Here is a 25,001-nt window from a genome sequence, read left to right on the forward strand (position 1 = left end):
ATCGCCGTTAAAATACCCTATCGACGGTTCCGTAGCCAAATTCAGAATGGCCTTCCTCAGAAGCGACCGCTGCGTACCGGTGATTTCGGTCACGGTCAGCCATATTCGATATTTCCGCTCCCGACTGAGCGGAATGTCCCGCTTTCCACCACCGTCCCTGAACGCTCTGTTCAGTGCAAGGTATAGGACGCTGTCAGCAACCAGATATGTGACCTACTCGAGCCCTGTTACTCCCTTTTCTACATGGATCGCCCAGGGTATATCGATAGTGGACCCAGTATAAACCGCGAGCGCCGGAGAGTGTCGGACGGAAACCCTACTTCATTAGCGTGTCCAGGCTGAAGCTAGCGACATGCGCGCTCGACGATACGCACTCTCTCAGGCGGGTGGGTCCGATGGCTAACGACGCACTTGTCCTTTTGTTCATGATTGCGATTGTACTCGTAGTCATGACTGTTACCCTTATTGGTGGGTTCTATCTGGTCAAATACCTCGTCGAGCGGACGTTCAATTCGTAGCTCGATCCCTCAGAGCGCTGACTGTGGAGCAGACTGACTGAGATTTTCCTAGGCAACATGTTGTAATTACTGATGGTAATTCCTATACTACAGCCACAGTGGTCCATCTGGTGCGCATAAATTGCATGGCGCTATACTGAATTTTCGTCAGCTCGACCTTCTCGGATCGGAGATCAGGGACCCCGATGAGCGACAGGACAGAGCGCGCTGTCACGTCGATGGACACCTGAAAAGGCTGTCTGGGTTACGCCCACCCCTGTGGCAAGGACAGTCTCTGCCCGCGAGCTACTCGAATGTCAGCGTTGGGTTACTGTGAAAACAAAGGCTATCAGCAGAAACCAGCGCTGTATAGCAGCCAGTTCATGGTCCGAGTCTCCACTGTCAATCCCCGTCACTCCCGGTCGCCACTCCCAGAATCGTTGTCTCGGCGTCGAAATATGTCGGGGCATCGGTATCGATTTCGAACTCCAGCACGGTCTCAAGGTCACCGGAGCCTTCGGCGAGTTGTTCGGCAAGATCCGTATAGCCTTCTGCGAGCGTCCGGTATTCGTCGATTTCTTCCTGTTTCGCCTGCGCTCGCTCCTGCTTGGCCTCGATGTTTTCGACAGCGGCTTCCGCATCGGTGCCCGGACGCTCGGGGCTTTCAGACAATGTCGCGCGAGCGTTGGCAGTGTCCTGTTCGATTTCTTCGAGCAAATCGGAGAGCTCCGCACTGCGCTGGTCCAGATGGCCGGCAAGAATCGCAGCCTGGGTCCGACAGTACTCGGCGAGTTCCGCTTGAGAGATGTCGCCTGCGTCGTCACTCATTGAACACCGTACGTCGCCAGCGCGAAAATCGGTTTCGGTGAACCGGATTACTCTTCTTCCTCTTCGCCCAGACTCTGTGACGGACCGCCCGAGAAGACGAACTCGTGCTCGGCTTCGGTCTCGAAGCGGTTCAAGATGTCACCGAGTGGCTTCGCGTAGCGTTTGAGCTGCTCGGCACGCGAGGACACTTCGTTGAGTTCTGCAGCCTGCTCTTCGGCTGCGCCGGCCACGGTCTGGGTTTCGGCCATCATCTGGTCACTTGTCTCGGCTGCCGACTGTAGCGTCGTCGCCACCGTCCGGAACCGCTCGAGCGAGTCACCAAGGTCGATGTCCGGATTGTCCGCTTCCAGTTCTTCGAGCGTGTCCACGAGGGTATCGAGGTCCTCTGAGATGGTCGCGAGGCGGTCCTTCTGGTCGTAGGCGTCGTCGGAGATTTTCTGTGTGGATTCGGCCACCTGCTCGGACGCGTCACGGACGGACTCGGCACTCGACAGAACGACATCTCCGGATTCCGCGACTTCGTCGGCGAAGCTGTTGAGCTGACCGATCGTCTTTTCGAGTTCGTCGACCATGCCGTTGAACTCGCTGGCGATCCGGTCCATCGACTCGTTCTCGCCGTCGGTCGCCATCCGCTCGGTGAGGTTTCCAGCGGCCGTTTCCTCCATCACGTCGGAGAATTCTTCGGCCTTCTTCTGGAGGTATTTGTTGACTTCAAGGGCTTCGGCGCGGGATACCTCCGCCTCTTTCTGTGCGCGCTCGGCCTCGTTGATCTGTTGTTTGAGCGCGTCGCGCATATCAGCGAACCCGCTGTACAGGCGGCCGATATTGTCGATACGACTGGTGGCGATCTCGACGTCGAGGTTCCCCTGTCGCATCTGATCCGTCTTTCGGGTCAGGCGGTCGATGGACGTTGCCGTGTTGTACCCGAGTATCGCACCGACACCCGCGATGAGCAACACCATCAGTGCCGTGCCGATGAGCCCGTACTGCTGGACGTTCTGGACGAAGCCAAAGACCGCGGAGTTGGGTGCGTGTACGAGAACGACCCAGTCAGTGCCCTGAATCGGTGCATAGCCGACAGTGTAGCGCTCGTTGAGTACGTCAGTCGCCGGCATGTCGGCGGTGACGCCGGACTGTTGCTCCGACGAGCGGAGGTCATCTGCCGCGTCGATCGGTTCCGTGGCAGGGCTGTTCGAGCTATACGACTGCAGCATGTTTTCGCCGAGGCCGCGGCTCCCGTCTCTGGGTTCGTCGATCATGACGACCGCCGATCCGTTGACGACCTGCGTGAACCCGCCTTCGGCCCTGTTGTTCCCCTGAAGCGAGTTCGCGATCTCGTCAAGCGAGTACTCGATGAGGATATACCGGTTCTGTGAGGCATCGACAGGACTGGCGAAGCCGACGACCGGGCCGGAGTTCGTCTGGTACACGTCGGAGACGGTGACATCGCTTGCCGTTTCGAAGTTCGCACCGGTAAGCCAGGCCCTGCTCGTCGATTCGAGCGCCGAGTTAGTTAGCACCTGTGAGTTAGATGTGCTGGCGACAACCTGGGATTGGCCGGCATTCCGTTCGACCAGATGGATGTCGGCAGCATCTGCGGACAAGGCGGCTTTCCGATTGTTGAGTTCGATATTGATGTCTTCAGTATCACTACTGGCCCAAACGTCGTCAGAGGAGACAAACTGTGTTGACAACCTATTCCGGTCAACCCACTGTGACAGGATGTCAGCTTCCTGTGCGGCGGCGTTTTCGTAGTCGCTCAGAACCTGTTGTTCCGTGTAGTCCTTGACTTGCTCTGTCGCGGCAAGGCCGATGAGCCCAACCGACAGCGCCATAACGAAGAGGACGATACCGAATTTGAGTGCGAAGTTTCGCCGGATGAAATCCGGGACGACTGTTGCAAGAATCCCACCGGAGGCGTTCGAATCGTTTTCTGAACTGTCTGGTATCTGTGTGTCTCCTGAACTCATAGCTAGTTCCCTCCAAGCGAGCAGTTAGCCGCTGGACCGCTGTCGCATGCGTACTGTACATCCGCTGGTTCCCCAATCAGGCCGTAGTAGGTGCCGTAGGACTGCTGAACCTCTGGCTTTCCTTTCACGACTGGCACCCGGCGCATCGCCTGGTGATCACAGGCTCGGAGCGTCTGCGGTCCGAGACCGGCATCGTACTCGTGTCCTTCGAGCGCTCCGATGACATCGATCGGATTGAACGTTCCCGCCCGCTCGGCTGCACTGGCGTATTGCAGCGTTTGCGTATACGCGATGTGGGCTGCTCCTGATGGGGACGCTGATTTCGAGGTCCCCGTCGAACTGCCGTACTCCTCACGGAACGATTCTCGGAAGGTATCAGACAGCGGCGAGTTGATTGCCGGGCTCCAGGCGACCGTCCCGATAACACCCTCTATCGCATCGCCTGCGGTCCGGGCAATATCTTTCGAGGCTATCGGAAGGACGATATTCGACTCCGGGAACTCCTCCCGGAACGCTCTGAGTGCGTTTACTGCGTCGAGGCCCCCCAGTCCGAGCACGATCACGTCGAAATCGACCGACTCGATGTCTTCTGCGTACTGAGAGTAGTCGGTCGTCCCGACCTGTGCAGTTGTGTCCCAAACAGGTGCCCAGCCGAGATTTCCGAGGGCTGTATCCATCTCATCCCGGAGCGTCTGTCCCCACTCATTGTCCTGGGAGATCTTGACGTAATTGACGTCGTCTCCGAACTCGTTACTGAGGGCCGGAGCCAGCGCTTTGGCCGCCATGTGGTTGTTGTACATCTCGCGGAAGGAGTACCGGTTGCAGTCGATACCCGTCAGCGAGTTCGCGTTGGCCATCGTCGCCATATACACGACCTGGTTCTGCGCGGCAACCTCCTGATTGGCCAGGCCGGAATTGCTGGACGTTCCGCCAGCAAGCATAATCACCTCCTCACTATCAACAAGCCGCTGTGCGTTGCTCCGGGCGGTATCTGAACTGCCACCCGTGTCTTCGACAGCGAATTCGACATCCTTATCGAGAAGTCCGTCACCGTCCAGCGGTGACTCGTACTGCTCGCTCGTTACCCACCCACCACCGTTGTTAATGTGCTTGACCGCGAGTTTGAAACCTCGGAGCTCCTGCTTGCCGGCCGTTGAGTACGCCCCGGAGGAAGCGACGTTGAAACCGAACGTCACCGAATCCCCGGACACCGGAAAGTTTCCAACTGGCGTTGGGGTCGGCGTCCCGTCCCCATCTGTCACTCCCTCGCTGCCACCACAGCCTGCAAGTCCGGCCAGTCCGGCCGCACCAATCGAACGGAGTAGGTTCCGCCTAAAGACGGACGGCCCACCACCATCTCTCCCTGAATCCATACTGGCATGTCTAAATTAGTATAGCACATAAACTTTTGGAGAAAACTTATACTGTCCATAACCCATGACGAAAAATACGAGCTAACGCCCTCCACCCCAGTAAGGTGTAATTAACAGGTCCGTTAGACGACGGGTTCTCCGGGATTTATACCCAGCCAGTGAGCAACGTCGGATATGACGGAGTTAGTTACGTTCGGTGAGACGATGTTGCGGTTGTCGCCACCTGACGACGAGCGACTGGAGACCGCAGACCAGTACACCGTCAGGGCGGCTGGTGCGGAGTCAAACGTCGCGGTCGCTGCTCAACGGCTTGGGCTCGATGTATTGTGGGCCTCAAAGCTCCCCGACTCACCGGTCGGTCGCCGAGTCACGGGAGAACTCAAACACCATGGCGTATCGGTCGATGTCGCCTGGGACGACTCGGACAGCGCCCGACAGGGAACCTACTATCTGGAGCAGGGTAGTCCACCGCGGGGCAACGATGTTATCTACGATCGCCAGAGCGCCAGTGTCACGACCGCCACACCGGGGGAGCTTCCGACGGAGACCATCGCGGACGCCGCGGGATTCCACACTTCGGGTATCACGCCAGCGCTCTCGGAGACGCTCGAATCGACCACTACTGACCTCCTCTCGCTCGCACAGGACGCGGGCACGACCACGAGCCTCGACCTGAACTACCGCTCGAAGCTCTGGACGCCGGCGGAAGCCCGCGCAGTCCTGACCGAGCTATTCCCGTCTGTCGACGTGCTTGTGGTCGCCGAACGCGACGCGAACGTCGTGTTAGACCGGAGCGGTGACGCGGAAACGATTGCCCGGGACCTCGCCGCCGAATACGGGTTCGAAGCAACAGTAATCACCCGTGGCAGCGACGGGGCGCTCGCGCTTGCCGACGGGACTGTAACGGAGCAACCGACGTTCGAGTCGACCGACGCACATCCGGTCGGGACCGGCGACTCCTTCGTCGGCGGTTTCCTCTCGCAGTATCTCTCCGATGGCACCGTTGCAGACGGGCTCGCCTGGGGTGCCGCGACAGCCGCACTCAAACGGACGATTCCAGGTGATATTGCCGTCGTGTCGCCCGAGGAAATCCGTTCGGTTCTCAGCGGCGACACGGAAGCGATTTCGCGGTAGCTACGCCGTCCAGCAAGGTTCTTATCCCTTCGCGGGGAACGGCAGGGTATGATTAACTATGAACGCTGTAAACTGTGGCTCCCCGGAGACGGAGGTCACAATGCGTAGCGCAAAGATCGTCTGTACCCTCGGTCCCGCGTCGGACTCGGTCGACGACATCGCGTCACTTGCGAAGGCCGGGATGTCTGTTGCCAGACTGAACGCGAGCCACGGCTCGCCGGAACACCGCCGGGAAATGATCGATCGCATCCGCGAGGTAGACGAGGCGGTCGAGGAGCCGGTCGCGGCCATGCTCGATATGCCGGGGCCGGAGGTCCGGACTGCGGAGATCGACGCGCCGATTCAGCTCACTGAGGGGTCCACCATCCGGTACGTCGTCGGCGACGACGCGACGCCCGAGGAGGTCGGCCTCTCGCAGTCGATTACCGCAGTCGAGCCGGGAGACCGGGTGTTGCTTGACGACGGACGCATCGAGACGACTGTCGAACGTGTCGAGGACGACACGGTGTTTGCGACCGTCGAGAACGGCGGTGAACTGGCCGCCCGCAAGGGTGTCAACGTTCCCGGCGTCGAACTCGACCTGCCGACGATTACGGCAAACGACGAGCGAGAACTCGACGTAGCTGCCGAGAAGGAGCCGGATTTCGTGGCCGCGTCGTTCGTCCGTGACGGCGAGGACATCTACGAGATCAGCCAGGCGCTCGAAGAGCGCGGCGTCGACATCCCGATCATCGCCAAGATCGAACGGGCCGGGGCCGTCGAGAATCTCGATTCGATCATCGACGAAGCGTACGGCGTGATGGTCGCCCGCGGCGATCTCGGCGTGGAGTGCCCGCTCGAAGACGTGCCGATCATTCAAAAGCGCATCATCCGTCGGTGTCACGAGGCCGGCGTCCCGGTCATCACGGCCACCGAGATGCTCGACTCGATGGTCCACTCTCGGCGGCCGACCCGCGCGGAGGCCTCAGACGTGGCAAACGCAGTGCTTGACGGCACCGATGCAGTGATGCTCTCGGGCGAGACGGCAATCGGTGACCACCCGGCCCGCGTCGTCGAGACGATGGACCGGATCATCCGCGATGTCGAGAGCAGCGAGGAGTACGCCGAGTCCCGCGAACAGCGCGTTCCAAACGCCGGTGACACCCGGACAGACGCGCTCGCGCGCTCCGGTCGGTTTCTCGCCCGCGACATCGGGGCGTCGGCGATTGTCGCCGCGTCCGAATCCGGCTACACCGCCCTGAAATCGGCGAAGTACCGGCCCTCGATCCCCATCGTCGCGTCGACGCCGAGCGAGCGCGTCCGCCGGAAGCTCGCGCTCTCGTGGGGTATCACACCCGTAACGACCGAGTACACCACCGAAGGGGCCGACGCCGTCATCCAGACGGCAGTTCAGGCAGCCCTCGACACCGAAGCCGCGGACAGCGGTGACACGGTCGTCGTCCTGTCCGGGATGATGACCGAACTGGAGGGGATGAACACGGCGAATATGCTGAAAGTCCACGTCGCGGCCGAAACGGTCGCCAGCGGTCGGTCCATCGTCGACGGCCTGGTGACCGGCCCCGTCCACCGGATTTCGACAGCACCGCCCCAAGAGTCGCCGGGCGACCTCTCGAACGTCCCCGACGGGGCTATTCTGGCAGTGCCCGAAGGGTTCGACGGCGAGTTCATTGGTGACACCAGCCGCATCGGGGGCATCATCGACGCCCACGAGGGCGTCACGAGCTACGCGGCCATCGTCGCCCGCGAGCTTTCGATTCCGATGATCTCGAACGCGGACTTGCCCGATGCTGTCTCCGACGGATCGACCGTCACGCTAGACTCCGAGCGCGGCGTCGTCTACGAGGAGGCCGTTGGCCGAGAGGACATCTCGGGCAGGGAGCGAGACTACTGACCGCAGTAGAATCTGTGTAGTTAAGTATCGGTGGGGCAACCCTTCGACCAGCATGGGCGCTTACGCAGGGGTCGACCTCGGAGCGACACATATTCGGGCTGTTATCGGTGACGAGACGGGTTCGATAGTCTCGTCACACAAAACTGAGACACCGCGTGGACCGGCAGGTATCGCGGTCACGGAGGCGGTCCTCGACGCGATCCGGCAGGCCTGTGACGCCGCCGATATCGCCCCCACAGACGTGGTTGCCGCCGGTATCGGGTCCTTCGGTCCGATGGACCTGGCCGAAGGCGTCGTCGAAAACCCCGCGAATCTCCCCGACACCATCGACCGGATTCCGCTGACCGGGCCGGTCGAGAATCTCATCGGCAGCGAGCGGGTGTCGCTGCACAACGACGCCAACGCCGGCGTCATCGGCGAGCGGTTCTACTCGGACCGGAGCCCCGACGACATGGTGTACCTCACTATCTCCTCCGGGGTCGGTGCCGGGGTCGCTGTCGACGGGAACATCCTCTCAGGCTGGGACGGCAACGCCGGGGAAGTCGGCCATCTGACCATCGACCCGCACGGATTCATGACATGTGGCTGTGGGCACGACGGCCACTGGGAAGCGTACTGCTCGGGCGAGAACATCCCGCGGTACGCCACGCAACTGCACCGAGAGGACCCCGTCGAGACGGCGCTCCCGATCGAGACTGAGGAGTTTTCCGCGGCGGATATCTTCGAATATGCCGGCGAAGACGAGTTCGCGTCCCACGTTCTCGACCAGATCTGTCACTGGAACGCGATCGGCGTCGCGAACATCGTCCACGCGTACGCGCCCCTCGTCGTCTACGTCGGCGGGGCCGTTGCGCTCAACAACCCCGAACAGGTGCTAGACCCGATCCGGGACCGGCTCGACGACATGGTGATGTCGAACATTCCGGACATCCAGTTGACGCAGTTCGGTGACGACGTCGTAGTCCGTGGCGCACTGGCGTCCGCGCTGACTGGCGGCACAGGTGACCCGTCACAGCGCGTTTGAAAAACGTCGACCTGACCGCGGACCGCTGGCCTACTGCTGTAAATCGTACAGTCGCCGGAAGGCCGTCGGCGGGAACCGCGGTTCGACACGGCTCGGCGGGCGGCCCTGGCCGTTGGTGGTTGTCGCCTCGACCCGGTCGACGACACCGGACTCGGCCATCTCGTAGAGAAACCGCTTGACGGTCCCGGCCGAGAGATCGACTGATTGTGCCGACGCAATCGCCTCCGTCGTCGCCGTTACCGAGGAGCGTTCGCTCTCCTCCAGGTCGATGAGTTCTCTGAGGACGGCCTGCCGATTCGTCGGCAGGGAGAGGACGACCCCCAACGAAACACAGGGATCGGGCACCTCCGCGATGGCCGCGTCGACGTTGGCCTGTGTGATGCGGTCCTGGCCCCGTTCCTCGGCCAACTCCGCAGCGATAAACAGTGCGGCAAGGGCATCGTGGGCGTTTCCGTCCGCCCAATCGGCGATATGCCTCGCCAGACCGTGATCGAGTCCCTGCTGAGCCAGCCCGTTCGAGGTTCTGGTCATCAACACGTCGACGAGCATCTGCCGCTGATAGCGGTCGATACTGATCGACTCAGCGGTGTACCGCGTCAGTTCCGTTGTCGACGGGTCGTCGCGACCGATAGCGAGCCAACTGACGTTGCTCGGTAAGCCAGCAAACAGGTCAACGAGGGCCGGTGCCTGGATGCTTTCCGGCTCGCTGATGTGGTCGACTGCAATGACGATGCCCGTGCGTTGCTCTCGTACCAGTTCGTGGAGTCGGGATTTGAGCGTCTCCGTTCCGATCCCGTGTTCCGGCACCGATTCGTCCACGAGCGAGTCCAGCACTGCATGGTAGAACGCGAACTCGCTTGCGGTCTCTCGGGCGTTCACGTAGACGAACGACGGCGAGGTCGGTGGCTGTGCGCGGGTCGTCGTGTGAATGATCGCCTGTTGTTCCGTCGGGAGCTGTTCTAAATTGGCGAAAAGCGCCGTGATAACTGCGGACTTCCCTGAACCACGGGGGCCGTACACGTACGCGTTCGGCGGAAGCTGCCCATCGAACACCGGATCGAGATGGTCGAGTAGGCGCTCGAGAACCGGACCGCGGTCAGCCGGCTCCTCTATGTGGACGACCGGTGAGATCGACTCGTAATCCTGAATGAGCCGTGGCTCACCGTTCCGGCGTTGTCGACGCTTGATTCTCGCTTCGATGTCCATGCTTGGAAATTAGATCGTGTGTATATTCGATTGGACCTGTAAATAAAAAGCCGTATGAGTTCTTACGGCAGGGGGATCGCTGCGGACGTCGTGAACACTCCAGCCAGTGCCAGAATGCCCAGGATGAGGGTCGTCGTGATGATCGAGGCGGCTGGCGGGTCAAAGTGCGTATCTGAGTGCGCGTAGAAGATGCGCTGGTAGACTTCACCGAACAGCGCACCCAGGATACCGAAGAATGCGCCCAGCCCGAGCGCGACTAGGACGCTCGCTCCATCCGTCATCGCCATACTAGCGACGAACGTTGCTGGGAGCGTCATGTGGTGTGTGACCGGGAATTTCTCCACGCCGAGGTTCAGGAACAGCAGACTCGCTGCTGAGATACCGAACGGGAGGAAGAGACTCCCGGTCTTCGCGAAGATGTACGCACCGAGGATGCCGGTGATGAGCCCGAGCATTGCGACGTGTGTCCACTTGTACTGGTGTGGCAGCCACGGCTCGACAGCCGGTCGCTCGGCAGCCATGGCTCCGCCATCCGTTGCGACTTCTTCACCGTTGCTCGACCGCATCTTCCCGCTCTCGAACGGCGACATATCGAGCAGGCCACTTCCGCGGGCACGGCCGATAACCGGGTAGCCAAAGACCAGACGGGCGACAACAGCGGTCAGGATGACGCCTGCCGCAGGCGGGTCGATCGGAATCCCGAGCCCGCCGGACGTCTGCCGGATCGCCATACCCAGGATACCGAATACCCCACCGACAGCAAGGACGTCGGGTCGGGTGCCGAGGGCGTAGGCGATGTCCTTCGCCGGGTGGTAGTCACCGTCGTCCGGCTCGTACATTCCGTCGTACTTCGCGGCGTAAGCGGCTGCTGCCACACCACCAGCGAAGGCGACGTGTGGCCCGAACACGGGACCGAAGGCCAGCGGGCCGACGATGCCGGCTCCGTACCCACCGGCGGCACCGGCAATGACGTCAGGAGAACCGCCGACGAACGACTCTGAGACGACGTTGCCGGCTTCTCCGATAAGCACCATGAAGCCGGTGAAACAGAACGCCGGGAGTGCGCCGATAGATGCACCGAACGCGCCGCCCGCAAACGCCGCGATGGCGAGGACGAGCATATCGACTGCCGTGAGTCCGAATGCGATTGCCATCTGTTATTCCTCCTGTGCCCAGTCGCGGGAACGGTCGACGGCGTCGTCCCAGCGGTCGTACATCTTGTCTGCATCCTCGGCGTCCATTTCCGGCGAGAACTCCTCGTCGACCTGCCAGTTGTCCCGGAGTTCGTCGACGGTGTCCCAGTATCCGACGGCGAGGCCGGCCGCGTATGCCGATCCCAGCGCGGTGGTCTCGTCGACCTGCGGTCGAGCGATGTCGGTCTGGATGATGTCCGACTGGAGCTGACAGAGGAAGTTGTTCTTGACTGCACCACCGTCGACTCGCAGCGTCGTCATCTCGACACCGGAGTCTTCCTCCATCGCTTCTGCGAGGTCGCGGGTCTGGTACGCGATGGATTCCAGTGTCGCACGCACGATGTGCTCCTTTCGCGTTCCGCGAGTCATACCGACAATCGTCCCGCGGGCGCGGCCGTCCCAGTGCGGAGCGCCGAGACCGGTGAAGGCCGGCACCATGTAGACACCGTCCGTGGAATCCACGGAACGGGCCAGTTCCGCCGTCTGGGCGGCGTTGTTGATGAGGTCGACGTCTTCGAGCCATTCGATTGCCGCGCCGGCGATGAAGATGGAGCCTTCAAGCGCGTACTGGACGGGCTCACCGGACATCTGGAAGCCGACGGTCGTCAGCAGGCCGTTGTCGGAGGCGACCGCTTCGGAACCGGTGTTCATCAGGTAGAACGCGCCGGTGCCGTAGGTGTTCTTCGCATCACCCTTATCGAAGCAGGTCTGGCCGAACATTGCGGCCTGCTGGTCGCCCAGCGCGCCCGCAACGGGGACTTCCTCTTCGAGGAAGCCGTCCGCGTCGGTGTGCCCGTACAGGCTCTCGTCGGAGGACGGACGGACCTCCGGAACCATGGACTTCGGAACGCCGAATTCGTCGAGGAGTTCGTCGTCCCACTCCATGTCGTGGATGTTGTACAGCATCGTCCGCGATGCGTTCGAGACGTCCGTGATGTGGTTGCCGGTGAGCTTGTAGATGAGCCACGCGTCAATGGTCCCCATCAGGAGTTCACCGTCTTCGGCCCGTTCGTGGAGGTCAGCACCGCGCGAGCTCTGCATCTTGAGCGGCTCCGCGTTGTCGAGGATCCACTCGGTCTTGGTCGCCGAGAAGTAGGCGTCACATTCCAGCCCGGTCTTCCCCCGGATCCACTCGACTTTGTCCTCTTCCTGGATCTCCTCGACGCGGTCGGTGGTTCGGCGGTCCTGCCAGACCAGCGCGTTGTGGACCGGTTTGCCGGTCTCCTTGTCCCAGACGATCGTCGTCTCACGCTGGTTCGTGATGCCGAGCGCTTCCAGCTGTTCGGCACCGACACCTGCGTCTGCAAGCCCCTTAGTCACGACTTCCTGCGTGTTTTCCCAGATTTCGACGGGGTCGTGTTCGACCCAGCCGGGCTCCGGATAGATCTGTTCGTGCTTCTCGTAAGCATTCGCAACGACCTGGCCGCTATGGTCGAACACCATGAAGCGGGTCCCGGTCGTTCCCTGGTCGATCGCGCCAACGTATGTGTCTGCCATTGTTGTGTTCTCCGTGGTGGAGGTAGCTTATTTATGAAAGCTACCACCTTGCCAGTAAACAACATAGTGAACCATTATAAAGATTACTAATGGTGATGTTTGGCTAGTAAAGAAAGAACGGGACGGCGCTACCGGTCGGAATCGTACCGCTCAAGCTGTTTCGTGACCTGTGTGTCGAGTCGGTCGAGCGCGGACGGGACCGAGTCGGGCCCGTCCATACTGTCGACCGCGTCTTCGATGATCGTTCGTACCGTATCGAACGGACCGATCTGTGCGCCCCGTGTCGCCGTGGTGTCGCGTGTGTCGACGAGCTGGTCGAACGCCGTTCTGTAGTGTGGGTTCTGTTCGAACCAGTCCGCCGACCGGAGCTGTGGGATCGCATCGGCGTGCACTGGGAAGTACCCGGTTTCCTGGTGCCACCGTCGCTGCTGGGCCGGTTCGGTGAGCCATGTGAGGAACTCGCCGACAGCGTCGTGCACGGCCTCGGAAACCGCATCACCGACCCAGAGGGACGCGCCGCCGACGAGTACGCCGGTCCGGTCGTCGAGGACGGGGAACCGGCCGGTTCCGACGTCGAAGTCAGCGCTGCTTTCGATGCTGTTCAGCGACGATGTCGAGCCGATCAGCATCGCAGCGTTCCCCTCGGCGAAGTGGGTCCGAGCGGCTCCTCTGGCTTCGATGCCGGGGTCGTGGTACAGTCCGTCCGCTTCGAGGCCTTTCCACCACTCGAATAAGTCGTGGGCGAACTCCCCGTCGAGATGGCTCTCCGTTGGCGACCCGGACCGACCGTTGTTCTGGTCCACGAGGAGCTGGTCAGCCTCGGCAAACCACTGTTCGACGAACCACGAGTAGTTCGCGAACGTGATACCTGTATCCACGCCTTTCCCGTCGACGAGCTGCTCGGCCGCGCTTCGCACGTCAGCGAGGGTTTCCGGCGGCGAATCGGGATCGAGCCCCGCCACCCTGAACGCGTCGCGGTTGTACGCCATCACCGGGTTCGACGCGTTGAACGGGAGCGAGTGGAGCGTCCCGTCGAAGCGGTAGTAGTTCGTCACCGGGTCGAGCAGCGAGTCGATGTGGGTTGCGGGGAGGAGGTCCTCGACTGGCGTAAAGTGTCCACTGTCGCGCGCACGCGTAGTGCCGATCTCGAAGATCTGTGCGATCGCGGGCGGATCGCCGTTTTCGGCGGCGTTCAGCGTTGCGTCGAGGGTCCCGCGGTAGCTCCCTTTCGACCGCAGTGTGAGACTAATACCCTCGGTCTGTGATTCGAACTCGCGGACGAGCTCTTCAAGCAGTAGCGCTTTCTCGCCGCCCATCGCGTGCCAGAACTCGACGACGGTTCCGTCCGTGTTCGCTGCCGCCGAACCGGTCGCAAGTTCGAAGGAATCCAGCGACGCGTCCAGTGATTCGGCCCGCTCGGTGAGCGTCGACACCCGCGTCGAGACCTCCGCGAGTTCCGTCGTCTGGTCCGCTGCGGCGTCGGCGGCGATAGCCGCCTCTTCGGCTGTCCGGGCGCTGATGTCCTCGACGTCGTCGACCATCGACACCACTTCCTGCGTGGAATCAGCCTGCGTATCCGTCGCATCGTCGATCTCCTGGACGCTCGAATCGACCTCTTCGACCATCGAGACGACGGAATCCAGTTCGTCGAGCGCGCTGGCGACTGACGAGCGGGTGTCTTCGACACTCTCCCGCGTATCGTACATCTCCGAAACCGTCGTGTCGGCCTGTTCGTGGACCTCCTGAATGGAGGCTGCGATCTCGTCGGTCGCCTCCTTCGTCTCGGTCGCGAGCGATTTGACCTCCTCTGCGACGACGGCGAACCCGTCGCCGGATTCGCCTGCTCGGGCCGCTTCGATGTTGGCGTTCAGCGCCAGCATGTTGGTCTGGTCCGCGACGTCCGTGATGAAACCCACAATCTCCTCGATGTCCGACAGCAGGTCGTTCAGTCGCTCGACCTTGTCGACGGTCGCTTCGGCGTTGTCGGTCAACCGGTCGAGCGTCGTCATCGCCGAGGACGCCGACTCCAGTGCGGATTCGCCTCGAACGCTGGCTTCGCTGGACGTGTCCGCGACCTCGTTTGCGGCGCTCGCTATCTCCTCGATCGTCGCCGAGAGGTTCCGCATCTCGTCGGAGATCGACTGTATCTCGTCGCGTTGCTCGTCCGACCCGGTCGAAATCTCTCCGACAGCGCCACTCACGTCCCGGCTGGCGGACTTGACCGACCCGAGACGGGTGTCGACCTGTTCCGTTGCGGCAGTCACCTGCTCGCTGAACGACGCCATCCGGTCGACAGTGTCGGTCCATTCCCGGAGCAGTTCACTGTATGCGTCGTACAGCGGCTCAGCTGCCTCAGCTGGTGGCTGCCCCGGTTTCGCAGTGAGGTCGCCGTCGGCGTTCGCCCTGGCAACAGAAGTGAGACGGGCGACAGCGGTTTCGAGCGCTTCACGTTCCGCCCGCTCCTGTTCGAGTTCCGCCGCCAGTTGCTCACATCGTGCTTCCAGCTCCGCCCGTTCAGGGTCGTTTTCGGTCTCTGTGTCCTTCTGGAGGGCTTCTGCTGACGGCGGTTCAGTCTCCGACTCGTTTCCATCCCGCCCCTCTGTGACGCCGCCGTCGGTGCGTTCCCCGTCAGGCGGGCCGTCTTCTGAATCAAGTGGGTTCCATTTACTCATTGTCGATCCCGTTGGCCGAACGGCCAACACGTTCTCGGGAATAGTCCACTATCAAAATATATAATAGTTACTGTCGAAACGGTAGGAGTGATAATTAATCCGTGAGCGCGGTTTCTATCCTGCAACGTCGTCTGTAGTACGTCAGTAATTGAAAATGTGGAGTTATCTCTCGAATTTGAGAGAATATGTTCAACCACTGCCCTGACCAATCAGTGAAAAATAATGTGGTGTGCGTTTCCGATTAACAGTGGGTGTCACCGGGATTCCTCATGATTACATAGAAAATTTACTGCCCAAGCACCAGCAACGGTAAAGTGAAGTGTATGCGCTCCAAACCCACGGAAAGATAGATGGGACCGACACCACACATCGCCGTCATCGGTGGCGGCTCGACTGGGGCGGGCATCGCGCGGGACCTCGCGATGCGCGGGCTCGACGTGACCCTGGTAGAACAGGGAAATCTGACCCACGGGACCACCGGTCGGATGCACGGGCTGCTCCACAGCGGCGGGCGATACGCCGTTTCGGACCAGGCCAGTGCGACCGAGTGTATCGAGGAGAACCGCGTTCTCCGGGATATCGCCAGTCACTGCGTCGAAATGACTGGCGGCCTCTTCGTCAAGCGGCCGGAGGACTCCGAAGAGTACTTCCAGAAGAAACTGAGCGGCTGTGAGGAGTGCGGGATTCCCGCGGAAGTCGTCTCCGGCGAGGAGGCTCGGGCGATGGAACCCCACCTGGCGAAAGACATCGACAAGGCAATCAGCGTCCCCGACGGGGCCATCGACCCGTTCCGACTCGTCGTCGCGAACGCCGCGAGCGCACAGGAACACGGCGCACGCATCGAGACACACTCCAAAGTGACTGACCTCCTCGTCGAGAGCGGCGAGGTCGTCGGTATCGAAGTCGAACACGACTCCGGCCCCGGGAAACGCGTCCACGGCACGGAGGGCGGAACCGAACAGATCCGCGCCGATTACGTCGTGAACGCAACCGGAGCCTGGGCCGGTCGCATCGGCGACATGGCCGGACTCGACATCGAAGTCCGCCCCTCCAAGGGCGTCATGACCATCATGAACATCCGCCAGGTCGACACCGTCATCAACCGCTGTCGGCCCAAGGGCGACGCCGACATCGTCGTGCCCCACGAGACGACCGCGATTCTGGGGACGACCGACGAGGAAGTCGAGGACCCCGAGGACTACCCCGAGGAGCAGTGGGAAGTCGACATGATGATCGACACCCTCTCGGAGCTGATTCCGATGCTCGACGAGGCGCGAACCATCCGCTCGTTCTGGGGCGTTCGCCCGCTGTACGAACCGCCGGACGTCGGCAGCGACGACCCGACAGACATCACGCGGGACTTCTTCCTGCTCGACCACGACGAGCGCGACGACCTGCCCGGCATGACCAGCATCGTCGGTGGGAAGTTCACCACCTACCGGATGATGGGCGAACAGATCGCCGACCACGTCTGCGGGAAGTTCGGCATCGACGCCGACTGCCGGACCGCCGACGTGCCCCTCCCCGGCAGCGAGGACTTCTCGGTGCTCCGGGACTACATGGACGAGTTCGGGCTTCGCTCGCCGATCGGCCGCCGGAGCGTCGAACGGCTCGGCTCCCGCGCCGACGAGGTACTCAAAACCGACGGGCCGAACCCGACGGTCTGTGAGTGCGAGGGCGTCACCCGCGCCGAGATTCAGGACGCTATCGAGGGGTCCGGCTCGGACCTCAACGCCGTCCGCATCCGCACCCGCGCGTCGATGGGGAACTGTCAGGGTGGCTTCTGCTCGCACCGGATGGCGAGCGAACTCCACTCGGAGTACGACGAGCCGGTCGTCCGCGAGGCCTGGGACGAGCTGCTACAGGAGCGCTGGAAGGGACAACGACACGCCCTCTGGGGCGAACAGCTCTCCCAGGCGGCACTGAACTACGCGCTGCACGCCACCACGCAGAACCGCGACCAGGACCCGGCTGACGGCGACCCGGTGGATTTCTCGGCGTTCGATTCGGGCCGCGGACAGACAGGCGGCAGCGTCGACAGCGCTGATGTCGCTGCCGACGGAGGGACAAATGGCTATTGAGTCGGAGGTACTCGTCATCGGCGGCGGCCTCGGCGGGCTGACCAGCGCGCTGGCGGCCGCCCGCGAGGGAGCTGACGTGCGACTGGTCTCCTACAAACAGAGCACGCTCCGGCAGGCGTCGGGCCTTGTCGACGTGCTCGGCTACACGCCCGACGGCGACGGCCCGCTGACCGACCCGTACGAGGCGATTCCGTCGCTGCCTGAGGCCCACCCATACCGGAAAGTCGGCGTCCAGACGGTCCGGGACGCACTGTCGCTGTTTGACGACGCGGTCCCGACCTACGAGGGCGAACACACGGACACGAACGCGCTCCTGCCGACCCACGGCGGGAGTATCAAACCGACCGCCCGCTACCCGGCCGGGGCCAGCGCCGGTCTGGCCAGCGACACCCGCGATACGCTGCTGGTCGGCATCGAGGAAATGGTCGACTTCGACGCCCCGCACGTCGCCGCCCATCTCGACGCGACGGGCGTCCCATTCGATGTCCGCGGCGAGACGATCCGGTTCCCGGGCGACCTGCGCGCGGACGCGAAGGTCACGCGCTATGCCAAACTGCTCGATACCAACAGCGAGGTGGCAGTCCGCGGGCGAATGGTCCCAGCCCGCGAGGCGCTTGCCCAGCGCGTGAACCCGCTACTGGAGGACGAACAGCGGGTCGGCTTCCCGGCGATTCTCGGCGACGACAATCCCGGCGCTATCCGTGACTCGCTGAGCGACCACCTCGGCGTCGACGTGTTCGAGGTGCCGATGGGGCCGCCGTCGCTGCCCGGCCTCCGACTGGAGGACGCGCTGTTCTCGGCACTGGACGAGGCCGGGGCCAGCATCGAGACCGGCAATCCAGTCGTCGACTTCGAGGGCGAAGACCGCATCGAGAAGGTATTCATCGAGAAGAACGGCGCGAAGATACCCAACAGCGCCGACCAGTACGTTCTCGCGACCGGTGGCTTCGTCGGCAAGGGCGTCGAGTCCGACCGCGAGGGCGTGTACGAGCCGGTGTTCGACTGCCACGTCCCCCACGCCGCGGACCGCTACGACTGGTTCGACGGCGAACTGTTCGGCGACCACGAGTTCGCCCGCTACGGCGTGGCGACTGACGACGACCTTCGGCCCCTCGATGCGAGCGAGCACAGCGAGTTCGAGAACCTGCGCGCTGCCGGCTCCGTGCTGGGCGGCTACGACTTCGCCGCCGAAAAATCCGGCAGCGGCGTCTCGATTGCCACAGGCTACGCGGCGGGCCAGCGCGCCGCACAGGAGGCACGATGAGTGACGCTGAAACCCCACCAGAGACAGAGTTTGATCCGGTAGCACCGAACACAGGCGAGGAGTTCGAACCAGTCGACGTCTTCCCCGACAGCGACGACTTCGACCTCCGACCCGGCGCGGACTCCTGTTACAAATGCTCGACGTGTGACACGAACTGCCCCGTCGCCGAGGTCGACGACGACTTCCCCGGCCCGAAGTTCCAGGGCCCCGAACAGTGGCGGCTCAAGCAGTCCGACGACGACCACGAGATCGACGACTCGGTGATGGACTGCTCGAACTGCATGCGCTGTGACAACGCCTGCCCGTCGGGCGTCCCGCTCAGCCAGATGCACAACACCGCCCGCGGGGAGTACGTCAGCGAGCAGATGGACAAGCTCTCCGTCGAGTACATCCGCAACCGCATCCTCGCGAACTACCGCACCTCCGCGTTCTTCGCGAGCAAGGTTCCCCGACTCGCGAACTTCGCCATGAACTTCGGCCCAGCCCGCTGGGTGATGGAGAAGACCCTCGGTGTTACCAGCGAGCGTGACTTCCCCGCCTTCGCAAAACAGACCTTCCGCGACTGGTGGGCCGACCGCGGCGGTCAGGTCCAGTCGCGGGAGAACGCGAGAGCCGCCCGCAAGCGCCGCGGACTCCCCGAGGACGCCGATAAGAAAGTTGCGTACTTCCACGGCTGTTACTCCAACTACAACACGCCGGAAGTCGGCAAGGCGACGGTCCGGGTGTTCGAGGAGTTCGGCTACGAGGTCGTCGCACCCGAGCAGAAGTGTTCCGGGACGCCGATGTTCGCAAACGGGATGCTCGACGACGCCCGCCGCCACGCCGAGACGAACGTCTCGTCGATGTCCGAACTCGTCGACGAGGGGTATCACGCAATCGCCTCCTGTACCTCGTGTTCGATGGCGCTCCGACAGGAATACCCCGAGCTGTTCGACATCGACGGTATCGACAAAGTGGCGGAGAACACCTTCGAAGCCGTCGAGTACCTCCGCATCCACGAGGACCTCAAGGGCGAAGTGCAGGCGGCAGACGTTGACGGCGACCTCGCCGAGGAGTTCGCCTACCACGCCCCGTGTCACTCACGCAACCAGGGACTCGACCGCCAGGCCGTCGAACTGTTCCGCGACCTCGACGGCGTCGAAGTCGAAGACGTGGGCGACTCCTGTTCCGGCATTTCGGGGACCTACGGCTGGAAGGAAGAGAAGTACGAGAAGTCCATGGAGATCGGCGAGGAGATGTTCGAGCACATGGACCACGCCGAGGGCGAAACCGGCATGACCGAGTGTCCGACCTGCGCGATGCAGATGGAACACGGCAGCGGCTACGAGATCCGGCATCCGCTCGAACTCCTCGAAGCCGCGCTGGTGGAGTAACTGAAAAACTCGGTTTCTGCGGTCTTAGTCCTCGCCGCGGACGAACGTGACCGGACACGGCGCGTTCAGCATGACTTCCTGTGCGGTGGAGCCGAAGACGGCCTTCCCGGTCGGCGAGCGCTTGCGGCCGCCGACGACGACGAGGTCCGACTGCGTGGCCTCGGCGAGGCTGACGATCTGCTCGCCGTGGTTGCCCACGGCACCGCGCACCTGTGTCGACAGCCCGGCGTCGTCGAACCGCGAGACGAGTTCCCGGACGGTTGTGTGGCGGTCGGCTACCTCGTCGGGGTCGGCTTCGCCGGTCGACTCGAATTCGAGTCTGTCGACAACACCGTCGTACTGGTCGTCAGTGAATACGTGTGCGACGATGACCGTCGCGCCGGCCGGGCTCGCGATATCGAGCACGGCGTCGGCGAGTTCGTCGATTCGGTCGGCGTCGTTTGGTCCAACTGCAAGAAGAACAGTTTCGAGTGCCATACCGGCTACTCCGGGGGAAGACGCCTAAATCCTTCGATGGGTACTACTTTTGTAGTAAGTCGTTCGCACGATGCCGCACCCGGTGTCGCTCAGTGCCTCACCCGGTGTTTTTCATCCCGGCCGCGATACCTTGGACGGTCAGCCGCAGGGTCCGGCGCTCGGTGTCGGTCCGGTGGGACTGCTTGAGCAGGCGGACCTGCAACAGGTTCAGCGGGTCGACGTACGGGTTCCGGCGCTCGAGGTTCTCCTGCAGCCACTCACGCGAGAGCAGGCCGTCCTGCCCGGTGATTTCGAGCACCTTCTCCACGGTGTCTTCGTACTCCTCGACGATACGCGGGTAGATGCGCTCGCGGAGTTCGGGGTCGGCCAGGTCGGCGTACTCCTCGGCGATTTCGAGGTCAGTACGGGCGAGCGCCAGCGACGCATTGTCGAGCTTCGTCCGGAAGAACGGCCAGTTCTCGTACATCTCCTGCAAGGTCTCCATGTCGCCGCCGTTTTCGAGGTAGGCGTCCAGCCCGGTCGAGATGGAGTACCAGCCGGGGATGATACAGCGGGCCTGCGTCCAGGAGAACACCCACGGGATAGCCCGCAGGTCCTCGACGCTGCGGTCCTCGCTCCGGGAGGCCGGTCGCGAGCCCATGTTGAGGTTCTCGATGACGGTGATCGGCGTCGCCTGGTCGAAGAACTCGACGAAGCCGTCGGTCTCGAGCAGGTCCTGGTACTCGGTGCGGGCGGCGTCGGCCGCCGTCTCCATCGCCTCCTCCCACTCGTCGGGGATCTCCTCGACGGGCTCCTCGATGGCGTTTTGACGCGCCCGGATCTGGGCGTTGAGCATCTGTTCGAGGTTGCGCTCGGCGATGTCGTGGTTGGCGTACTTCTCGGCGATGGCCTCGCCCTGCTCGGTGAACTTGATCTGGCCGGTCACCGTCTCGTTTGGCAGGGCCAACATGGCGTCGTTCATCGGGCCGCCGCCGCGGGAGATGGAGCCGCCGCGGCCGTGGAACAGGCGCATCTCCACGTCGTAGTCGTCGGTGATGTCCGCCAGCCGCTTCTGGTTGTTGTACAGCGACCAGTTGGCGGCGAGGAAGCCGTTCTCCTTGTTCGAGTCGGAGTACCCCAGCATGATCTCCTGGATGTTGTCCCGGGCCTCAAGGGCCTGAGAGTAGGCCTCGTTCTCGAACAGCGTGCCCATGATGCGGCGGGCTCCGGAAAGGGCGTACTCCGATTCCAGCAGCGGAACCACGTCGAACCCGCAGTAGCCGGGCAGGTCGACGATGTCGACCTGGTCGGCGAGGAACAGCACTTCTAGCGCGTGACTTGGTTCTTCACACCACGAAATAGCGTAGGTGTCGATGGCGTCGATGCCGAACTCGTTTTGCCAGTCGGCGGCCGCGCGGAAGCGGTCGAGGACGCGGGTGGCGTCCTCCGAGAGCCCCTCGGTGTCTTCCATGTCGATGACGGGGTTGTCCTGGAGGATAGCCTCGGTCAGGAACTCGACACGCTCGTCTTCGTCCATGCCGGCGTAGTCGATGCCCTCGCGCTCGACGGATTCGGCGATGGCATCGGTGTGCATCTTCCGGTGGTCGCGCAGGTCGAGGCTGGCGAGGTTGAAACCGAACGTCTCGACCTTGCGGATCAGCGGGTCGACGTGGGCCTCGGCGATGACCTCGGCGTCGTTCTCACGGAGGCTGTCGGCGATGACGCGGAGGTCGGTTAGCAGTTCCTCGTCGTTCTCGTAGCCGCCCTGGCGAACGTCGCTGACCCGGATGACGGATTCGCGCATCAGCCGGAGCTTCTGGCGGTAGGGCTCGTCCGGATACCGTTCCTCGGCCTCCGTGGCGATGCCGGGGAGCCTGGACTTGTGACGGTCCAGTCGCTCGTTGAACAGCGCGTCGGTCGCGATGTTCGAGGCGTCCTGGCTCAGCACGCCGGAGAGTTCCTTGAGCTTGTTGCGGTACAGCGGCAGCACGGTGTCGCGCTGGCGCTCCAGCGTCTCCTCGGTCACCTCGGTGGTGACGAACGGATTGCCGTCGCGGTCAGAGCCGGCCCACGAGCGGAATTCGTAGAGGGTGTCGATGTCGATGTCCTCGTCGTACACGTCTTCGAGGGTGTGTTCGAGTTCGTCGTACACCTCGTCGATAACGTCGAACAGGACGTTTTCGAGGTACCACTGGACGTTCAGCGCCTCGTCGGTAACCTCCGGGCGGCGGTCCCGGACCTGCGGGGTCTGCCAGAGACTCGTCACTTCGGCGTCGAGGTTCCGCTCGATACGCTTCTGTTCGCGTTCGGTGAGTCGCCGCTCGTCGAGTCGTTCGATGTCACGGGCAACCGACCGGAGCTTCGCCTTCACCGTCTTCCGGCGGGCTTCGGTGGGGTGGGCCGTGAACGTCGGCTGGATGAGAACGTCTTCGAGCACCTGCTCGAACTCCTCCGGGTCCGCGCCGCGTTCGGCCAGGTCCCGGACGGCTTCCTCGACGCTGTCGGCCAGTACACCCTCCTGGCTCCCCTCTCGGATTTCGCGGACCCGTTCGCGCTCCTCGGCGAGATTGATAAGTTCGAAATAGGTCGTAAACGCGCGTGCGACGATATCCTGGGTCTCCGGGTTCAGTCGGTTCAGTGCCCGGTGGACTTCGTCCCGCGTCTCGGCGTCACCGCGCCGGTAGTCGATACACGACGTTCGAATGGTTTCCACCGTTTCGAACGCCTCGGTCGAGGTTTGTGCTTCCAGCACTTCGCCCAGGAGCGCACCCAACTCCCGTACGTCCTGGTTTATCTCTCTGGCGTGCAAAGTCATACCACTTCCTCCAGAACCGAGCCCTAAAACACTATTGAAACGGTGTATCAGGGATAGACGTTCGTGAAGAACTCGGTTTCGGGAAATAGTTATTATTAATCGTGGGGTTCTTTACCGTATCACACGAATCACACAGGATACAGTGGACTGCCAATGATAGATATCGCCCTGGACATGGAGCAGTACGACTGTCCCTTCATCGACACGACGGCAGACCACGACGTCGCCTTTGCAGCGGTACACTGGGACTTCGACCAGCGTGCGCGGGAGTTGGAGACGCGGATGGTTGTCGAAGCCGAGGACGCGGGGATACTCGATACGGGGCTGGACAGTCTGCAGGCCCACGAGAACATGAACGACTGTGCGCTGTTGCGCCGCGAGGACAACGCCGCCCACATCCGGACGACTATCGAGGAAACGGCGGCGATGCAGACCATCCGGGACAACGGCGGCTACATCACCGGCCCGTTCCACATTGAGGCGGGCAGCGAAACCTGGCACGTCGGATTCGACCGCGGCCGGGACGCCGACACGACGCTCTCGGAACTTGACCGTGACAACGAGTACGACGTGGTCGAGCGCACGTCGACGACGCTCCCACAGCTCCAGGACCTCGTGCAGAACGCTGGCGCGGCGATGACGCTCGTCGACGGCTGTCGGAACCTCTCAGACACCGAACGCGAGACGCTGGAAACCGCCGTCTCCGAGGGCTACTTCGAGTCGCCCCGGGACGCGACACTGGGGTCGCTGGCCGAGGACTTCGGCGTGTCCAAACCCGCCGTCTCGAAGAACCTCCGGCGCGGCGAGCGCAAGATGATCGAACGCGTCGTCGAAGCGCTTGATGACATCGAGGACTGAGTTCGGTGTTCCCGCCGGCCTGTTCGCTACTCTGTCCAGAATGACAGCTGGGTGCAATTGTCACAACGGCCGTACCTAGCTCCCACTGTAGGCCTTAGCGTTGTTTTACTGCATAACTGACACTCGTGAGAGCGACATCGATACAAGACAACACCGATTGCGTGGGCTGAGATATGAATCAGCAAATGCCGGTCAAACGAATCCTGAACTGTCCGCATATCTGTGTTGCTGGGTGGTGACCGCTGGTTCCACCCAGACGGATAGAGTAAGGGTTACTTCCATGCATGATTCCGAGATTGTGACCTGCTTAAATCATATTCCCACGGCCGGACTCGATACGAGTGGTTAGGAGGGGACCGGTCAGACAAATATTTCGACCAAAGATATTTTTATACAAAAGCAAAGACAACATAATCATGACTGCTGAAGAAGACGAATCATCGTCTAGAAGAGCCATACCGGCTCTTGGGATGCTTTTCAAAACGGTATTCGGGTTGTTCTTACGAATCATATTCGTACCGTTCCGTCGGCTCGCAAGACGGTTGCTTGCTGGAGTTATCCTGTTACCAGTTGCCGTATTCCTCGGCGTGTTCATTTTTGCGGGGTTTGCGGGAGGAATGGAACTGTTTGACTTCCTCGGTGTGAACCGTCAGATTGGGTTTCTGATTTCAATCACCGTCGGAATGACCTTGCCGTGGGTGGTCATCCTCGGTATCCTGCATCGATACACTGACCACGAAATTCTCTAACTACCCGCAGTGCGACTGGGACAGCGAATAGCGGCGTATTTTCGTCCGAACTCTGGTCGGGTTGATAAACAGTTCTCTGATGGACCTTTGTCGCAGATATCTACTCTATTTCGTCGGACA

At 62.1% G+C, this 25,001-nt stretch carries 18 protein-coding genes; 9 read left to right on the forward strand and 9 right to left on the reverse strand.

Annotated features, from left to right (window positions below; translation table 11 throughout):
• Positions 1–395: 395 nt before the first annotated feature.
• A complete protein-coding gene (locus tag VI234_RS10590) occupies positions 396–518 on the forward strand; it encodes a hypothetical protein (protein WP_336329959.1) in 123 nt (40 codons plus the stop codon).
• 381 nt (positions 519–899) lie between these two features.
• On the opposite strand, the gene VI234_RS10595 is transcribed toward VI234_RS10590, so the two are convergent.
• Genes VI234_RS10595 through VI234_RS10605 form a run of 3 tightly spaced genes read right to left on the reverse strand, consistent with a single transcriptional unit; the run spans position 900 to position 4,506 of the window.
• A complete protein-coding gene (locus VI234_RS10595; protein WP_336329960.1) occupies positions 900–1,325 on the reverse strand; it encodes a hypothetical protein in 426 nt (141 codons plus the stop codon).
• A gap of 47 nt (positions 1,326–1,372) precedes the next feature.
• Complete coding sequence (locus VI234_RS10600; protein ID WP_336329961.1) at positions 1,373–3,295, reverse strand: HAMP domain-containing protein; 1,923 nt, start codon at positions 3,293–3,295, stop codon at positions 1,373–1,375.
• A gap of 2 nt (positions 3,296–3,297) precedes the next feature.
• Positions 3,298–4,506, reverse strand: a complete 1,209-nt coding sequence (locus VI234_RS10605; protein ID WP_008309632.1) for an ABC transporter substrate-binding protein — start codon at positions 4,504–4,506, stop codon at positions 3,298–3,300.
• Between the two features lie 336 nt (positions 4,507–4,842).
• Here VI234_RS10605 and kdgK1 point away from each other — a divergent pair, with 336 nt between their 5' ends.
• From kdgK1 to VI234_RS10620, 3 genes are all read left to right on the forward strand, one after another.
• Positions 4,843–5,802 carry a bifunctional 2-dehydro-3-deoxygluconokinase/2-dehydro-3-deoxygalactonokinase gene (gene kdgK1, locus VI234_RS10610; RefSeq protein ID WP_336329962.1) on the forward strand — a complete coding sequence of 320 codons (960 nt, stop codon included), beginning with the start codon at positions 4,843–4,845 and terminating at the stop codon, positions 5,800–5,802.
• 100 nt (positions 5,803–5,902) lie between these two features.
• Positions 5,903–7,693 carry a pyruvate kinase gene (gene pyk / locus VI234_RS10615; protein ID WP_008309628.1) on the forward strand — a complete coding sequence of 597 codons (1,791 nt, stop codon included), beginning with the start codon at positions 5,903–5,905 and terminating at the stop codon, positions 7,691–7,693.
• A 52-nt stretch (positions 7,694–7,745) separates the two neighbouring features.
• On the forward strand, positions 7,746–8,717 hold the full coding sequence (locus tag VI234_RS10620) for an ROK family protein (RefSeq protein WP_008309626.1): 972 nt from the start codon (positions 7,746–7,748) through the stop codon (positions 8,715–8,717).
• Between the two features lie 30 nt (positions 8,718–8,747).
• Here the strand turns inward: VI234_RS10620 and VI234_RS10625 are convergent, their stop codons facing one another.
• The 4 genes from VI234_RS10625 to VI234_RS10640 all read right to left on the reverse strand — a co-directional run bounded on the left by VI234_RS10625 (position 8,748) and on the right by VI234_RS10640 (position 15,285).
• Positions 8,748–9,923 (reverse strand): Cdc6/Cdc18 family protein, encoded by a 1,176-nt coding sequence (locus VI234_RS10625; protein WP_008309624.1) that lies wholly within the window; start codon positions 9,921–9,923, stop codon positions 8,748–8,750.
• A gap of 62 nt (positions 9,924–9,985) precedes the next feature.
• A complete protein-coding gene (locus VI234_RS10630; RefSeq protein WP_336329963.1) occupies positions 9,986–11,077 on the reverse strand; it encodes a hypothetical protein in 1,092 nt (363 codons plus the stop codon).
• 3 nt (positions 11,078–11,080) lie between these two features.
• Positions 11,081–12,613 carry a glycerol kinase GlpK gene (gene glpK, locus VI234_RS10635; protein WP_336329964.1) on the reverse strand — a complete coding sequence of 511 codons (1,533 nt, stop codon included), beginning with the start codon at positions 12,611–12,613 and terminating at the stop codon, positions 11,081–11,083.
• Between the two features lie 128 nt (positions 12,614–12,741).
• Positions 12,742–15,285 carry an extracellular solute-binding protein gene (locus VI234_RS10640; RefSeq protein ID WP_336329965.1) on the reverse strand — a complete coding sequence of 848 codons (2,544 nt, stop codon included), beginning with the start codon at positions 15,283–15,285 and terminating at the stop codon, positions 12,742–12,744.
• Between the two features lie 350 nt (positions 15,286–15,635).
• Between VI234_RS10640 and glpA the strand changes: the two genes are divergently transcribed.
• From glpA to VI234_RS10655, 3 genes are read left to right on the forward strand one after another with little or no spacing between them, the layout of a single operon-like run.
• Positions 15,636–17,366, forward strand: coding sequence for an anaerobic glycerol-3-phosphate dehydrogenase subunit GlpA (gene glpA, locus VI234_RS10645; protein ID WP_151146486.1), 1,731 nt, complete (start codon positions 15,636–15,638; stop codon positions 17,364–17,366).
• Complete coding sequence (gene glpB / locus VI234_RS10650; RefSeq protein WP_336329966.1) at positions 17,356–18,630, forward strand: glycerol-3-phosphate dehydrogenase subunit GlpB; 1,275 nt, start codon at positions 17,356–17,358, stop codon at positions 18,628–18,630. Before glpA ends, glpB begins: the two co-directional genes overlap by 11 nt.
• The gene (locus VI234_RS10655; protein WP_336329967.1) at positions 18,627–20,003 is read left to right on the forward strand and encodes an anaerobic glycerol-3-phosphate dehydrogenase subunit C; all 1,377 of its coding nucleotides are present in this window, start codon (positions 18,627–18,629) and stop codon (positions 20,001–20,003) included. The genes glpB and VI234_RS10655 overlap by 4 nt, the downstream gene beginning before the upstream one ends.
• 24 nt (positions 20,004–20,027) lie before the next feature.
• Here VI234_RS10655 and VI234_RS10660 read toward each other — a convergent pair whose 3' ends face one another.
• Both VI234_RS10660 and ppc read right to left on the reverse strand, forming a co-directional pair.
• Positions 20,028–20,480 carry a universal stress protein gene (locus VI234_RS10660; RefSeq protein ID WP_008309612.1) on the reverse strand — a complete coding sequence of 151 codons (453 nt, stop codon included), beginning with the start codon at positions 20,478–20,480 and terminating at the stop codon, positions 20,028–20,030.
• 97 nt (positions 20,481–20,577) lie between these two features.
• Positions 20,578–23,274, reverse strand: coding sequence for a phosphoenolpyruvate carboxylase (gene ppc, locus VI234_RS10665; RefSeq protein WP_336329968.1), 2,697 nt, complete (start codon positions 23,272–23,274; stop codon positions 20,578–20,580).
• Positions 23,275–23,427: 153 nt separating this feature from the next.
• Here ppc and VI234_RS10670 point away from each other — a divergent pair, with 153 nt between their 5' ends.
• On the forward strand, positions 23,428–24,132 hold the full coding sequence (locus tag VI234_RS10670; RefSeq protein ID WP_336329969.1) for a helix-turn-helix domain-containing protein: 705 nt from the start codon (positions 23,428–23,430) through the stop codon (positions 24,130–24,132).
• 416 nt (positions 24,133–24,548) lie between these two features.
• Positions 24,549–24,881, forward strand: a complete 333-nt coding sequence (locus VI234_RS10675) for a hypothetical protein (protein WP_242493312.1) — start codon at positions 24,549–24,551, stop codon at positions 24,879–24,881.
• Positions 24,882–25,001: the final 120 nt, after the last annotated feature.

The sequence above is a fragment of the Haloarcula sp. CGMCC 1.2071 genome, assembly GCF_037078445.1.
Classification (GTDB): domain Archaea; phylum Halobacteriota; class Halobacteria; order Halobacteriales; family Haloarculaceae; genus Haloarcula; species Haloarcula amylolytica.